The organism is Pseudomonas thivervalensis (assembly GCF_001269655.1).
GTDB classification, from domain to species: Bacteria; Pseudomonadota; Gammaproteobacteria; order Pseudomonadales; family Pseudomonadaceae; genus Aquipseudomonas; species Aquipseudomonas thivervalensis.
Genome location: NZ_LHVE01000017.1, coordinates 1 through 13,349 on the forward strand (window position 1 = coordinate 1; position 13,349 = coordinate 13,349).

Here is a 13,349-nt window from a genome sequence, read left to right on the forward strand (position 1 = left end):
TTTAAGTTCCTGGATTTGCTTCTGATCGGCGGTGATTGCCTTGGTACCGACAAGCGTCGATCCGGCGCGCTCTTTTCGCACCTGCTCGACCCAGCGGCGCAGGGCTGTTGGGCCGATATCCAAGCTGGCACAGATCTCGGGAATCGGCTGATCCTCATCGAGCACCATGCTTGCAGCTTTGAGTTTGAACTCACTGGAATAGGATTTTCGCATCATCATGCACACCTCAGATTTGGGCGCCATCATAGCGCCCTATTGATGTGTCCAAATTCATTAGGCCAGATCAATGCCGAGGTCGTTCAAGACACTGCCCCGCTCCCTATCGGATCACTGTTTGCCCTTGCACTGGCAGCGTTCGTGACCATCCTCACCGAAGCCTTGCCCGCCGGCCTACTCTCACAGATCAGTGAAGGGCTGGCGATTTCCGAAGCCCTTGCCGGCCAGTTGGTCACGGTTTACGCGATAGGCTCCTTGCTGGCAGCCATTCCCTTGACGGCCGCGACCCAGGGCATGCGGCGCCGGTCGCTATTGTTGCTGGCCATAGCCGGCTTCGCCGTTGCCAACACGGTCACGACGCTTTCCACCCATTACGGCTTGACGATTGTCGCGCGCTTGCTGGGGGGCGTATCGGCGGGGCTGCTCTGGGCCTTGTTGGCCGGTTATGCCGCCCGCATGGTGCCGGAGAGCCAGAAAGGTCGCGCAATCGCGATTGCCATGGTTGGCGCGCCCCTGGCGTTATCCCTGGGCGTACCGGCCGGCACGCTGCTCGGCAACCTGATCGGTTGGCGGATGAGCTTCGCCATCATGAGCCTGTTCGCCGTCGCCCTGATGGTCTGGGTACGACTCAAGGTGCCTGATTTCCCCGGACAGGCCTCCAACAAACGCCTTGCCCTGGGCCAGGTCTTTACCCTGCCCGGCGTTCGCTCCGTGTTGTTTGTGGTGTTGGCTTTTGTCCTGGCGCACAACATTCTCTTTACCTATATCGCGCCGTTCCTGACTGCGGCGGGCCTGGGCGAACGAATCGATCTGGTGCTGCTGGTCTTCGGTGTCGCGTCCTTGCTCGGTATCTGGGTGGTCGGCGTGCTGATCGATCGCCACCTGCGGGCGTTGACGCTGGCCGGCACGGTGCTGTTCGCCCTCGCGGCACTGACCCTCGGCGCCATGAGCGAGAGGCCGGCGGCTGTTTATATCGCGGTAGCGGCCTGGGGAATCGCTTTCGGCGGGGCTGGGACACTGTTCCAGACAGCCATCGCCAAGACCGCCGGAGACGCGGCGGATCTCGCCCAGTCGATGCTGGTCACGGCCTGGAACGTCGCCATTGCCGGCGGTGGGATCGTCGGAGGTCTGCTGCTCGATCACCTGGGTGTCGTTGCGTTTGCGCCGGTCCTGGTCGTCCTCCTGCTTCTGACATTGGTCGTGGTGTGGTCTGCCCGGCAGTGCGGGTTTACGCAGAGCATTCAATGAGGATCGTGAGTCATCTTCAAGTGTCATGCTCGGCGGCCAACGCCGGGGTGGCGCTTGCCCGGTATTTCGACAGGCTTACCCAGGCCAGGGGGATTGCACTCAGGCAGGCCGCCGCAAACAGCCAGTGGGCCGCCGCCAGGGCATCCCCGCTTTGTCGGTAGATCAGGGTAATCAATGAGGGCGTGGCGCTACCGAAGAGGGTCACCGACAAGGCGTAGGCCAGCGAGACACCCAGGGCTCTGACTTGCACCGGAAACAGCTCCGCCAAGGCCGCCGACGCCGGGCCTGTATAGAGCACCATCAGTACCGCCAGCCCGCATTGGAAGCTGATCAGCGTCTGGAGACTGGGGCTGTTGTTCAACCATATGAACCCTGGGTATGCGCAAAGCGCGACGCCCACGGAACCGATGAGCATGACGGTGTAACGTCCGATGCGGTCCGACAGCAGTGCCGTTAATGGGCACAGCAGCGTGATGAGGCCGACCAGCACCAACCCCAGGTAGGCCTTGTTGCGCGGAAGCTCAAGCACCATCGATGCATAGGTCGGCATGAAATTGATCAGTTGTGTCGCGACCGTCCAGAGCACGACGATCAACACCCCCATCACGAGGTTGGGCAGATAAGGGCGAAGGCCAGGCCCCTTCCCGGCCATCGCTTGCTTATCCTGATTTTCGAGGAAGCGACGCAGCGGTTCGCTTTCCTCGAGACTGCGGCGAATTTTCAAGCCCGCCACCACGACCAATAATCCGAAGACATAGGGCACGCGCCAACCCCACTCATCCAACTGGGCAGGCGTCAGCGTGTTCGACAACAGACTCGCACTTAAACCGCATAGCAGGAATGATCCGGCTTGCGCCACTTGTTGACTGGACGCAAATAGAGCGCGGCGGTCCGCCGGTGCCGTCTCGACAAGATAAGCCAGCGCGCCACCGATCTCTCCTCCTGCTGCCACTCCCTGCAATATGCGCGCGACGACAATGCTCAACGGTGCCCACCAACCGATGGCCGCGTAGGTCGGGCATACGGCAATGATCAGGGTCCCGGCGCCCATCAGCATGATGGACAGGGTCAGCGCCGCCTTTCGCCCCTGGCGATCGGCATAGCGCCCCATCAGCAGCGCGCCCAACGGCCGGGCCACGAAGCCGACGGCGAGCGCCAGGTAGGACGCGAGCAATGACATCAATGGGTCGGACGCCGGAAAGAACGCTGCGGCAATCTGCAAGGCGAAGATCGCAAACAGGGTGAAGTCGAACCACTCCAGTGCGGCGCCGACACTCACCGCCAGCACCAGTTTTCTGCGTTCGCGCCCCTGACCCTGGCTATCCAGGGCTGTGGCGCTCATTGCGCACCCCCAGCGGGAAAGGGAGGCAAAGGTTCACAGTGTGCCAGGCGGCGCAGGAACTGTTCACACGCTTCAAGCTGAGCCAGGTCCACATACTCGTTCGCCTTGTGCGCTTGCTTGATGCTCCCTGGGCCACAGACGATCGTGGGGATCCCTGCGGCTTGGAACAACCCGGCCTCGGTGCTGTACGCCACTCGCTGTCGACCATGGGCCATTGAGCTAGCCTCGCGGACCCACTGCGCGAACGCCTGGTTGCCCTTCTCATCCAACCCCGGGGTATGCAGCGTGTGGGAAAACTCGATGGAAGCAGCCGCGCGATCATTCATCTCACTGTGCATGGCCTGCTTGGCGTCGTCCTTGATCTGTAGCAGCAGTTGCTCGGCATCGCATCCGGGCAGGTAGCGAATCTCGAAGTCAAAGCTGCATTGACCAGGAATGACATTGCCAGCGACACCGCCATTGACCCGGCAGACCTGGACGGTGGTGTACGGGACATCAAACCCGCTGTCCAACGGTCCCTGTGAAAGCCGCCTGGCCACTTGCTGAAGCTGCATCTGTACCCGCGCGGCATAGTCGATGGCGTTGACCCCCTCGCTCGGCAACGATGAGTGCGCCACCTTGCCATGGACACAGCAATTGATTTCGTGGCGTCCTTTGTGACCGATCACCAACGCCATTGAAGTCGGTTCGCCGACAATGCAACCGGCGGGCGCCAACTGTGCCCGGGTGATGAAGGGAGCCAGATGTTTCGCCCCCATCGCCCCCACCTCCTCATCGTAGGACAACGCCAGGTGAAAGCTTTGCCGTGCAGACGCCATCAGCTCGGGAACCATCGCCAGCACCACGGCGATGAACCCCTTCATGTCCGAACTGCCACGACCGTAGAGCCGGTCCTGATCCAGGTGGGCGCTGAACGGATCCTGCGCCCAGGCCTGGCCCGTCACCGGCACCACGTCGGTATGTCCGGACAGGATAATGCCCCCGGGGCGCGGCGGTCCGAGACTGGCAAACAGGTTCGCCTTGCGCCCGGAGGCGTCCGGCAGAATCTGGGCCTGCACCCCGAAGCCGTGCAGGTACCCGCTCACCCATTCGATAAGGTCAAGATTGGAGCGGTCGCTGACCGAAGGGAAACCGATCAAGGTTCTTGCGATTTCCAACGTGCGTGCCAGCACGCTGCGGCCGTCATTCGAGCAAGCGTCTGCCGCCCCCTGCGCAAAGGCCAAGGAAAGAGTCATGGGATGCTCCAGCAAACAGAAGTCTATTTTTGAAGGGCAACAGGCATAGGCCCTGAACGGACAACGCGCCGGTCTTGCGAAAACCAGACGTTGGACAACAACACCGCCACGCACACCACCGTCACCAGGACCGGAACCCAAGGGCTATGCCAGGTGGAGAGCACGAACTCGGCCGCCAAGGCAATGACCGGCACGCAAGGCGTAAGAATGGACACCCGCCCGCCTCCCAGGTGCTGTATGGCAAATTGCAGGGTGAACACGGGAATCAGCACGCTGACAAATGCCAGTTTGATCAACTGGCCGAGCATGGCGGTATCCAGGGTGAACAATTGGTGCAAATTTTCCCGGCCGACCCACCCAGTGACGATCAATAGCAGAAAGAACCTGACGCACAGGATGTCCATGGCGCTGTACTGGCTGTTGCGGTTCAGTCGAGCCGAGCAGAACACATAGATCCCGCCAGTGATTCCGGCGACTGTCGCCAGGGCAATGCCCTCATGCAAGTTGACAAGACTTACCTGGGCCGTGACTCCAAGCGCGAGACGCATAAGAACCAACGCCATCAACGACAACAGGATCAGCAGCGCGCCCAGCCACCGGGAACGACTGACCGAGGACCGCGCTACCAGCAGTTCACAGACCACCACCACCAGCGGCATCCAGCCTTGGTAGATAGCCGATTCCACCGATGCCTCGATGCGCTGCAGCGCCATGAACATCAGCCACCAACTGAACAGCGTCAGCACATTGAGCAGCAGCACGCCTCGCCATTGCTCGCGCAGCAGGCGAAACGGGTCGTGACCACGCAAGGTATGCACCAAGAAAAATACCGCCCAGGCCATCAGGAAGGTAATGAACGTCAACGCCGCCCCACTGATACGGGTGAACGCCACCATGACCCAGACGGCCGAGAGCGCCGTCGAGATGCAGTAGACCGCCATGCTGACGGCACCGAGTATTCCTGTCTTCATGCCTGCTCCTTGAGAAAAACCTGCTGCCTGCCGCCCACTGGATCAATCAAGCGGTTCCCGGCTCCAGTACTTCCACCTGGGTTGGTACGTAATCCTGCAAGGCTTCGAAGTCGGCGCGAAGCACCTTTGGATCTGCGTTATACAAAGTCAGGATGCCCGCGGTGTCGGCCAGGGACCGGGAGTCCACCACCATCCCGGGGGCGACCCGCCAATCGATGTCATAGGCACTGGAAATGGGGGGTTCGTTGAGCTGGCTGATCCGGCCTTTGCGCAAGGGCAACAAGGCGGACACCACGTTGTTCTTCTCGTTGGGCTTGATGTCATCGAGCGCTGCGGCGCCGGCCACGAGGTAGAGATTGGCGTCGATCAGATTGATATCGCTGTTTTTCTCGTGGTACGGCACGCCGATACCGCCAGGCACGCGTGCGGCAATTTCCAGGAACACCGGATAGCCGCGTTTGCGGTCCACGAAGACCTCGTGGTGCGTCGAACCGTTGCGAAAGTTCAGGGCTGCAATCACGTCCCGGTTGAAGGTTTCCAGGGTCGCCTTGAGCGCAGGGTCGGCCACTGGAATCACGCTCAAGGGCTTGCCCTGGACAAAGTCGAAGTTGGTGCAGCCCAACTCCAGCACACCGCAGTAGCGGATCTGACCGTCAACAACAAACGAGTCGCATTGGAACATGTCGCCGTCGATGAACTCGTCCACCTCATAATCAAACTGATACGGTGAGGCCAACACTTGTTCGCGGGCCTTGTTGAATTCGGCCTCGTTACGAATGATCGACACCTCGAAACTGCCCGCGGCGTTCACCGGCTTCAGGACCAGGGGCAAGCCCAATCGCGCCGTCAGCTCGGCGTAGTAAGCCTGCGGCTCAGCCGATAGCCGTACGTGATCCAGTGGCACAAACTCGGGAATGCGTATCCCCTTCTGGCTGACGGCGTGTTTCATCAGCACCTTGTCGCGAAAGTTCGCCACGATCGCCTGGGTATCGCCCTCCAGTCCGAACTCCTCGCGCAACTGAGCCGCCAGTTCAACGTGGCACTCTTCCTGGCAGAAAATCCGCAATGAGGAGGTATTGCCCTGCACGGCTCGCAGTTCATCGCTGATGATGCTGCGACATTGGTCATGATCCAGCAACGGGCGGATGTTGCGCTGCAGGTCGGCATCGACACGCACGATCTGTGAGACATTGCGCTCGAGCACAGGCGGCAGGACGTCGGCATGATAGGCGATCAGCACTGTCCGGCAGTCTCGACCCAGCGTCTGCAACGCCTTCTCCGAGGCGAAGTTAAGGTAATGGGGTGTCAGGAAAACGATGGTCTGGATCATGGCAATGCCTCACTGGAAGTCGACGTTCATGCGATAGAGGAGCCGCGCATCCGCTCCCCCTTCACTTTTGGGTATTGGCGGACCTTTATGCAGCGTTGAGAGGTTGTCCCAGATGACGATGTCGCCTGGGCGGTAGGCATGCCGATAGCGCGGCGCGTGTTGGATAAGGAAGTCAACCAGACTGTCGAGAATGCGATGGGACAGTGCAGGCGCCACCCCTTCTATTTGCATGGCCGTGGCAGCCGGTGCATACAGCGACGCCGTGCAAGCGAGCGGGTGTTTGTAGACCAGGGGGTGGATCACGGTGTTCTCCAGCGCGCCCACCTCCTGGGGATTGAGGTGTTGCACCGCCGCGTTGGCATTGCGCAGCGCGTCTCGATTGCCGAAGCGGTGGTGAATCCGCAGTTTTTCCAGGTCGAGGCCCTTCAGGTGTTGCGGGCAACCTGGACTTTCCAGCCACTGGCGAACCTGGTGCAGGCCTGCGACACAATCGATGAATTGAGTTTCGCCGTGCTGGTCCGGTACCTGTACCGACAGCAATGACGTGAACACCGTGTTCGCCGATTTGTACGACATATCGGTGTGCCAATACCCTCCTCCTTCATGCACGCCCAAGGCTTGGCCGTCCCGATGAAGATTGGTCACGGTCAGCACTTCCCGGTAATCCTTGAGGCAGTACTTGGCCAACACATGATGCACAGGCGAGCCCAGCCTGTGCATCAACTGCACGTAGGGGGCAACACTGACGTCCTGGTTGGCGATGACCAGCACCTTGGCCTGCGCGACGGTCTGCTTGAACTCCGCTGCCGACTGCCCGAGCACATCGCCAAGGTCCAGGCGCAGCGGCTGGAACATCCTCACGCCCATGACCGCAGTCCTTCTTGCAGCGATACCGTGGCACTCATTTCTGCGGCTGCCGGCACCATCGTGTTGATCGACGCATAGCCTGAGGCAGCACCGGCGAAATACAGGCCTGCGACAGGGCTTTTCCCATCCTGGTGGCAGGTAAAGCCGGTTTGCTGGTTGAGCAGTTGCGGCCAGTCGGTGGCGGGCAGTTGTGCGGTGACGCCGATGGCCGAAACAAGGCATTGCTCCTTCGCCGACACATCCAAGTGCAACTCATGCCCGTCGGATGCCTGGGCGGCGACCAACCGGCCCGCTTCTTGAGCCTTGCGACAGGAAGCCTGGAGCAGCGAATTGCCGTTGAGTGACGCCGGAAGATCGAGGACGACCTTGTCACCATCCTGGCGAATGCTGTTGTAGGCATGCAGCCAGATATTGGCCCGGCCCGTGCTGTTGGCGCTGTTGAGAGCCCCTTGAAAGGAACTGGACGAAGTCTTGGCAATCATTTCCAGCGTGCGCTGGCTCAGGGACCTGAGGGCAAAGCGATCATCGGTCTCTTGGGGATACAGCCCCAGATAGGATTTGATCAGGATCGACACATTGCGGGCGAACGGCGCAAGCAGCAGTGCGATCTGGAACGCACTGTTACCGCTGCCGAAAATCACCACATCCTGCTGCAGGAAACGCTGGGCCTGGCCTCGCGCAACCAATTGGTAGACGTCAAAGCAACTCAACCAATGGGCACTGGGCATTTCGAAGGGAGGCGCCTTCGGGCGAATCCCGGTTGCCAGGATGATCTGCTGCGCACGCAAGGAACGATGCTGGGAACCCGGGGCCAGGCTCACCTCGAACAGCCCCTGGGCCTTGCTGACGGTGACCACCCGTTGCTGGATCTTGGTCAAGGGCAAAGCTTCGAAGTTGCTACGGATGTAGGCTGCGTATTCCTCACCGGTGGGGCTGACGCACAGCTTGCGCATGAACCGATGCAAGGGATAGGGCGCGCCTTCGATCTCCAGCTCATTGCAGTACGACTGCAATGGATGATCTCCCATCATATCCATGCACCCCCCGAATACATCGCTGATGACCGCAACTTTCAGGCCTAGATCAATCAGTCGGATGCACTCGCCAAGCCCTGCGGGACCGCCGCCTACGACAATGACGTCGAACACATGCTGCTCCATTTCAAAAATCCTCCAGGCGGACACAGGCTTGATCAACAATGGGTTTGGCTACCGAGAAAGAAAACCTGACATAGGTGGGGCTCTGCCCCAGGTAGAAGGGCGTCGCAGGCAATGGCATCACCCCGCAACGGACGGCCAGCAATTGACTGAATTCAACCGGGGACAATGAAGGTGCCCGCCGTGAATAATCGGCCATGATGTAATGGCCGCCCGCCGGTAACCGGATATCCAGCCCTGCGGCCATCAGCGCACCTGCCAGACGATCGCGTTTGTGCTTGTAGTGCTCGCGCAGGCTTTCAAGCCGTCCGGAGGTCAATTCATCGAGCAAAACGGCAACAGCTGCCTGTATGGGAGTGGGTTGGCAATAGCTCAGGTAGAGGTGGTGGGCATAGGCTCGCGCCATGAAGGTTGCCTGCGCGCATAACCAGCCAATCCGAACGCCGGTCATGGACAACAACTTGGAAGCGCTGCCTGCCACCATCATGGGAATCTGCTGATAGGGGTATTGCGCCGGTGCGTCGGTGTCGTACTCATAGTGACGGTAGGCTTCGTCGACAATCACCATGAAGTCATGGTGTTTTGCCAACGCCGCCAAGTGCTGCCAATCATTGACGGACATGCACCATCCGGTCGGGTTATGGGGCGTATTGAGCAGCAGTATGCGAACACCCGCGCGCAATTGCTGTTCGAACATGGCCCAGTCGGGGCCGATTGTTTGCCCCATCGACAATGGCAGTGCAACAAATTCCAGCCCCAACAATGTGGCCATTCCTGGGTAATAGGGATAAAAGGGTTCAAAGAAAACGACCCGGTTGCCGTACTGCGTGGACGCTGCGTACAGGGCCAAGTACAAGGCCTCGGTACAACCACTGGTCACCAGCACCTCAGTGTCGGGCGCATAGCCGGCACTGTGGGCCGCAATGCTTTCGCGCAGGATCATTTCACCGCGAGGGTCGGCGTACTGCCAGCCCGCCCGGACCTGGCGGGCCAACGCCGCATTCATGGCAGTGTCGAAGAGGGGTTCAGGAAGCCCTTGCGACAGGTTCAACGCCCCTGAGGATGCCGCATATGCACTGGCATCCCTGAAGGGCGCCACCCGACCAATCAATGTCATATCGTCCATGACTTCCTGTCCCCTTGTACTGATCGATCAGGCGTGAGTGGCTACTCGGTGGAGTCCTTGCCAGAATCGGGTCAACAAGTTCAGTACATCGGCAGCGCCCTCCAGGATATTGTTGCCATTGTCTGTGTCCCGGGCTGCCTCCATGACCGCGTCGCTGATCCATTGCACATGATCGGTTTCAACCAGCATGTGCAGGTAGAAGTAGGTGAAGTCTTCGTGTTTCCACCCGCTATAGAGGCGGAAACCTTCGTACAGGTTGGCGATCATCGGAAAGCCGAACTCTTCGATAACGTAATGAGCACCAATGGCATGCTCTGTCGAACCCTCGAGGAAAATTCGACGCAGGCCATCGACCAGCTCACTGGCTTCGGGAATGTACTCAACCTTCTTCCAGTCATCCAACGTGATGCCGACGCCGGCCAGTACACGCTCAAACATGATGAAGTGTGCCTCGCCTACCCCGTCGCCCAGCTCAGACACGACCGTTCGTGCCAATTTCATCCGAATCACTTCGCTGTCGGTGCGGTGCGAGGTACCTGCCAGGATCTGGGGGAAGGTACGGATGTAATAAAAGTACTGCTGGAACACTTTCTTCAGCGTTGCCTTGGGCAGCGGGGCCTGTCGAAAGGTTTTATAGAACGCATTGGTGTTGATCCCCGAAGCCGTGATCATTCCTTTAATCGAATGGATGATTTGCTCACCCGTCAGATAGCCTTGTTCCATTTGCTGAGCCGGCATAGATCCCCCCAAATACGATAAGGTAGCTTGGATGGCGGCGACGGAATGTCGCTGCGCGTTTCAGATAGTAAACAAGCGAATCGCGCAAACAAATTAATACTTTTAATCGCCAACCGCACAAACAATAGATTTATTTTGAAACAAGAAAATTGCGATATTTATTCCGTTTAAAATCAAATAACTACGATCTGTTAATATTTTGTTGCGCAAAAATAGAGCATTATTTATTTTCTGCACCAATAAGATGCATGTCGGGCGCTAAGCTCAAATTAAATCACCCCGATCTGGAAGTCTTCTATAGTGAACAATCAACCCATCGACATCGCCCTCACCATCAAAGCCGAGCGAACCGCCCGGGAATGGTCCATCGGCGAGCTCGCCCAGCTATCCGGCGTATCGAAGGCAATGATCAGCAAAATTGAAAACGCCCAGGTCAGCCCGACCTCGACGATCCTGGGCCGGTTGTCGGGGGCGTTCGGCTTGCCCCTCTCCACCCTGTTGCATCGAGCCGAGGGGCGCTCGGGACTTCTTTCAAGGGCGGCGGAGCAACCGCGCTGGGTGGACCCGGAAACCGGCTACTCGCGCCAGCAAGTCTCCCCTCGGGAGGGCTGGCCGCTGGAACTCATCAGTGTGCAATTGCCCCCCGGCGTGCGCATCAGCTACCCCGCCACGGCCTATGCGTTCCTTCATCAGCAAGTGTGGGTCACGCAAGGCTCGCTGACGTTTACCAAGGGCACCACCCCCTATGTCCTGGAGCAAGGCGACTGCTTGCAACTGGGGCTGCCGGAAGAGGCCTGCACGTTTGAAAATGCCACATCGCAAGTGTGTGAATACGTCATAGCCCTGATTCGCAAGTAGCAACGCCCCATCGGCACCCGCCTGTAATAAAGGCTGGTCGCCAGCGCGTCCATTTCGCCGACCTGCAACCAGGTACGGCGTGCGCGTCCTGGATAGCCGCCAGAGGCAGCCATCGCAAACCGACATCAAATTGTCATCATCCCGTCGCCGAAATGCCATGACGCCTGGGTACTGTCCTCGCCAATGAGATCGATCTCAAGCGAGTGACAATGACTGACTTGAAAGAAGTGGCACGTTTGGCAGGGGTTTCGCGGGCAACCGCGGCCCGGACCTTTGCCTCCCCTGAAGTGGTGCGTCCGGCCACCCGTGACCAGGTGTTCGCCGCCGCGCGCCAGTTGGGTTTTCGGCCCAATCGTCTTGGCCGCCAACTGCGGCTGCAGGAGACCAAGCTGATCGGCGTGGTGGTCCCCAACCTGCTCAACCCCGTATTCGCCGAGCAATTCCAGGCCATGGAGCGCGCTGCGCGTCTGCGCGGCTACAACCTGCTCCTGGCGACGACCGACTACAGCAGCGAGCGTGAAAGTGTGGTGGTCGAGGAGTTGTTGCGCCAACGGGTCGATGGCCTGGTCCTCACGGTCACCGACGCCGAGAGCAACCGCGTGCTGCAAAGCCTGGACAGCGAGGACACGCCTTTTGTGCTGGCCTATCACCAGCCGGGCAACCCTGACTACGGTGCCGTGTCGGTGGACAACCGCGCCGGCATGGCCCTCGCCACTCGTTATCTGCTGGAAGCCGGGCATTGGCGCATTGGCATGGTTGCCGGCCCTGCCCTGCAATCGGACCGTGCCCGTCTGCGTTACGCCGGTTATTGCGACGCGATGCGCCAGGCCGGCCTCGATAGCCTGCCGGTGATTGAAATGCCCGCCCATACCCAGGCTGACTTCGCGGCCATAGAGCCATTCCTGCAAGGTCCGCAGGCGCTGAGCGCGCTGGTCTGCTCCAACGATCTGCTGGCCATCAGCCTGATTGCGCAACTGCGCCGCAACAACTGGCACGTACCCCAGCAACTTTCGGTCATGGGGTTTGATGGCATTGCCCTCGGCACGCAAATGCACCCGACGCTGTGCAGTGTCGTTCAGCCCATCGAGGCCTTGGCCTACACCGTCATCGATCAGTTGCTGGCGCAGATCGCCGGCTCCACACCGATTTCCCATTGCCTGCCCTGCCATATCCGGCCGGGCGAAAGTACTCAATCCTACGAGGAGACGCTTGATGATCCGCTTCCGTAAAACCCTGGCGACGCTACTGCTGTGCGGCGCTGCCAGCCTGGCCCAGGCCGCCGAAACGACGATTTGCTACAACTGCCCACCGGAGTGGGCCGACTGGGGCACACAGCTCAAAGCCATCGCCGATACCACCGGCGTGCAGGTCCCGCTGGACAACAAGAACTCGGGGCAGGCGCTGGCGCAACTGGTCGCCGAGCAAGCCGCGCCCGTGGCGGACGTGGTGTATTACGGCGTGACCTTCGGTTTGCAGGCGCAAAAAGCCGGGGTGGTCGGCACCTATCAGCCCAAGGGCTGGGAGCAGATTCCGGCGGGCTTGAAGGATCCACAGGGGCACTGGTTTGCCATTCACTCCGGCACCCTGGGCATCATGGTCAACGTCGATGCCTTGGGCGGGCTGCCCGTCCCACAAAGCTGGGGCGACCTGCTCAAGCCTGAGTACAAAGGCATGGTCGGCTACCTCGATCCTTCCAGCGCATTTGTCGGTTACGTGTCTGCGGTGGCGATCAACCAGGCCATGGGCGGCAGCCTGAATGACTTCACGCCGGCGATCGATTACTTCCAGAAACTGGCGAAGAACTCGCCCATCGTGCCCAAGCAAACCGCTTATGCGCGGGTGTTGTCCGGGGAATTGCCGATTCTGGTGGATTACGACTTCAACGCCTATCGGGCACGTTACAAGGACAAGGCCAACGTGGCTTTCGTGATCCCCAAGGAAGGCAGCATCAGCGTGCCCTACGTCATGAGCATCGTCGGCAACGCGCCCCATCGGGCCAATGCCGAGAAGGTCCTGGATTTCGTCCTGTCCGAACAGGGCCAGGCACTCTGGGCCAAGGCCTACCTGCGACCGGTGCGAGCGATGAAGATGCCTGCCGACATCGCCGCACAGTTCCTGCCAGACAGCGATTACGCACGGGCCGGCGTGGTCGACTACGCGCAGATGGCAGCGGCACAGGAAGCCTTTTCCGCCCGTTATCTGAAAGAGGTCAAGTAAGTGACCGCCTCGGTAATAACAGCCCGGGGACTCCCTTCGGCCCA

13 protein-coding genes are annotated in these 13,349 nt (G+C 59.9%); 4 read left to right on the plus strand and 9 right to left on the minus strand.

Features of this window, described 5'->3' with window-relative positions:
* Positions 1-219 (minus strand): transposase (locus AD659_RS23115; RefSeq protein ID WP_156330597.1); only part of this gene is annotated, 219 nt, incomplete at its 3' end.
* Between the two features lie 39 nt (positions 220-258).
* Here AD659_RS23115 and AD659_RS23120 point away from each other — a divergent pair.
* Positions 259-1,464 (plus strand): MFS transporter, encoded by a 1,206-nt coding sequence (locus AD659_RS23120; protein ID WP_053125423.1) that lies wholly within the window; start codon positions 259-261, stop codon positions 1,462-1,464.
* A 16-nt stretch (positions 1,465-1,480) separates the two neighbouring features.
* On the opposite strand, the gene AD659_RS23125 is transcribed toward AD659_RS23120, so the two are convergent.
* The 8 genes from AD659_RS23125 to AD659_RS23160 are packed head-to-tail and all read right to left on the minus strand — an operon-like array spanning position 1,481 to position 10,230.
* Entirely contained in the window at positions 1,481-2,806 is a 1,326-nt protein-coding gene (locus AD659_RS23125; RefSeq protein WP_053125425.1) for an MFS transporter, read from the minus strand.
* Positions 2,803-4,041, minus strand: a complete 1,239-nt coding sequence (argE, locus tag AD659_RS23130; protein ID WP_173667194.1) for an acetylornithine deacetylase — start codon at positions 4,039-4,041, stop codon at positions 2,803-2,805. Before argE ends, AD659_RS23125 begins: the two co-directional genes overlap by 4 nt.
* A gap of 23 nt (positions 4,042-4,064) precedes the next feature.
* Positions 4,065-5,012, minus strand: a complete 948-nt coding sequence (locus AD659_RS23135) for an EamA family transporter (protein ID WP_053125427.1) — start codon at positions 5,010-5,012, stop codon at positions 4,065-4,067.
* A 46-nt stretch (positions 5,013-5,058) separates the two neighbouring features.
* Positions 5,059-6,342 (minus strand): ATP-grasp domain-containing protein, encoded by a 1,284-nt coding sequence (locus tag AD659_RS23140; RefSeq protein WP_053125429.1) that lies wholly within the window; start codon positions 6,340-6,342, stop codon positions 5,059-5,061.
* Positions 6,343-6,351: 9 nt separating this feature from the next.
* Positions 6,352-7,209, minus strand: coding sequence for a TauD/TfdA dioxygenase family protein (locus tag AD659_RS23145; protein WP_053125431.1), 858 nt, complete (start codon positions 7,207-7,209; stop codon positions 6,352-6,354).
* Positions 7,200-8,369: an NAD(P)/FAD-dependent oxidoreductase gene (locus AD659_RS23150; protein ID WP_053125432.1), complete on the minus strand. Its 1,170-nt coding sequence runs from the start codon at positions 8,367-8,369 to the stop codon at positions 7,200-7,202. Before AD659_RS23150 ends, AD659_RS23145 begins: the two co-directional genes overlap by 10 nt.
* Before the next feature lies 1 nt (position 8,370).
* Positions 8,371-9,492: a pyridoxal phosphate-dependent aminotransferase gene (locus tag AD659_RS23155; protein WP_053125434.1), complete on the minus strand. Its 1,122-nt coding sequence runs from the start codon at positions 9,490-9,492 to the stop codon at positions 8,371-8,373.
* A gap of 27 nt (positions 9,493-9,519) precedes the next feature.
* A complete protein-coding gene (locus tag AD659_RS23160; protein ID WP_053125436.1) occupies positions 9,520-10,230 on the minus strand; it encodes an iron-containing redox enzyme family protein in 711 nt (236 codons plus the stop codon).
* A 300-nt stretch (positions 10,231-10,530) separates the two neighbouring features.
* Between AD659_RS23160 and AD659_RS23165 the strand changes: the two genes are divergently transcribed.
* From AD659_RS23165 to AD659_RS23175, 3 genes are all read left to right on the plus strand, one after another.
* A complete protein-coding gene (locus AD659_RS23165) occupies positions 10,531-11,088 on the plus strand; it encodes an XRE family transcriptional regulator (RefSeq protein ID WP_082342032.1) in 558 nt (185 codons plus the stop codon).
* Between the two features lie 209 nt (positions 11,089-11,297).
* Positions 11,298-12,317: a LacI family DNA-binding transcriptional regulator gene (locus AD659_RS23170; RefSeq protein WP_053125440.1), complete on the plus strand. Its 1,020-nt coding sequence runs from the start codon at positions 11,298-11,300 to the stop codon at positions 12,315-12,317.
* Positions 12,301-13,305 (plus strand): ABC transporter substrate-binding protein, encoded by a 1,005-nt coding sequence (locus tag AD659_RS23175; RefSeq protein WP_053125441.1) that lies wholly within the window; start codon positions 12,301-12,303, stop codon positions 13,303-13,305. The genes AD659_RS23170 and AD659_RS23175 overlap by 17 nt, the downstream gene beginning before the upstream one ends.
* Positions 13,306-13,349: the final 44 nt, after the last annotated feature.

Bases quoted from the DNA above. Each gene is read 5' to 3' on its own strand.
- AD659_RS23155 (WP_053125434.1), bottom strand. From the start codon at position 9,492: ATGGACGATATGACATTGATTGGTCGGGTGGCGCCCTTCAGGGATGCC.
- AD659_RS23125 (WP_053125425.1), bottom strand. From the start codon at position 2,806: ATGAGCGCCACAGCCCTGGATAGCCAGGGTCAGGGGCGCGAACGCAGA.
- AD659_RS23160 (WP_053125436.1), bottom strand. From the start codon at position 10,230: ATGCCGGCTCAGCAAATGGAACAAGGCTATCTGACGGGTGAGCAAATC.
- AD659_RS23120 (WP_053125423.1), top strand. From the start codon at position 259: ATGTGTCCAAATTCATTAGGCCAGATCAATGCCGAGGTCGTTCAAGAC.
- AD659_RS23145 (WP_053125431.1), bottom strand. From the start codon at position 7,209: ATGGGCGTGAGGATGTTCCAGCCGCTGCGCCTGGACCTTGGCGATGTG.
- AD659_RS23140 (WP_053125429.1), bottom strand. From the start codon at position 6,342: ATGATCCAGACCATCGTTTTCCTGACACCCCATTACCTTAACTTCGCC.
- argE (WP_173667194.1), bottom strand. From the start codon at position 4,041: ATGACTCTTTCCTTGGCCTTTGCGCAGGGGGCGGCAGACGCTTGCTCG.
- AD659_RS23150 (WP_053125432.1), bottom strand. From the start codon at position 8,369: ATGGAGCAGCATGTGTTCGACGTCATTGTCGTAGGCGGCGGTCCCGCA.
- AD659_RS23170 (WP_053125440.1), top strand. From the start codon at position 11,298: ATGACTGACTTGAAAGAAGTGGCACGTTTGGCAGGGGTTTCGCGGGCA.
- AD659_RS23135 (WP_053125427.1), bottom strand. From the start codon at position 5,012: ATGAAGACAGGAATACTCGGTGCCGTCAGCATGGCGGTCTACTGCATC.
- AD659_RS23175 (WP_053125441.1), top strand. From the start codon at position 12,301: ATGATCCGCTTCCGTAAAACCCTGGCGACGCTACTGCTGTGCGGCGCT.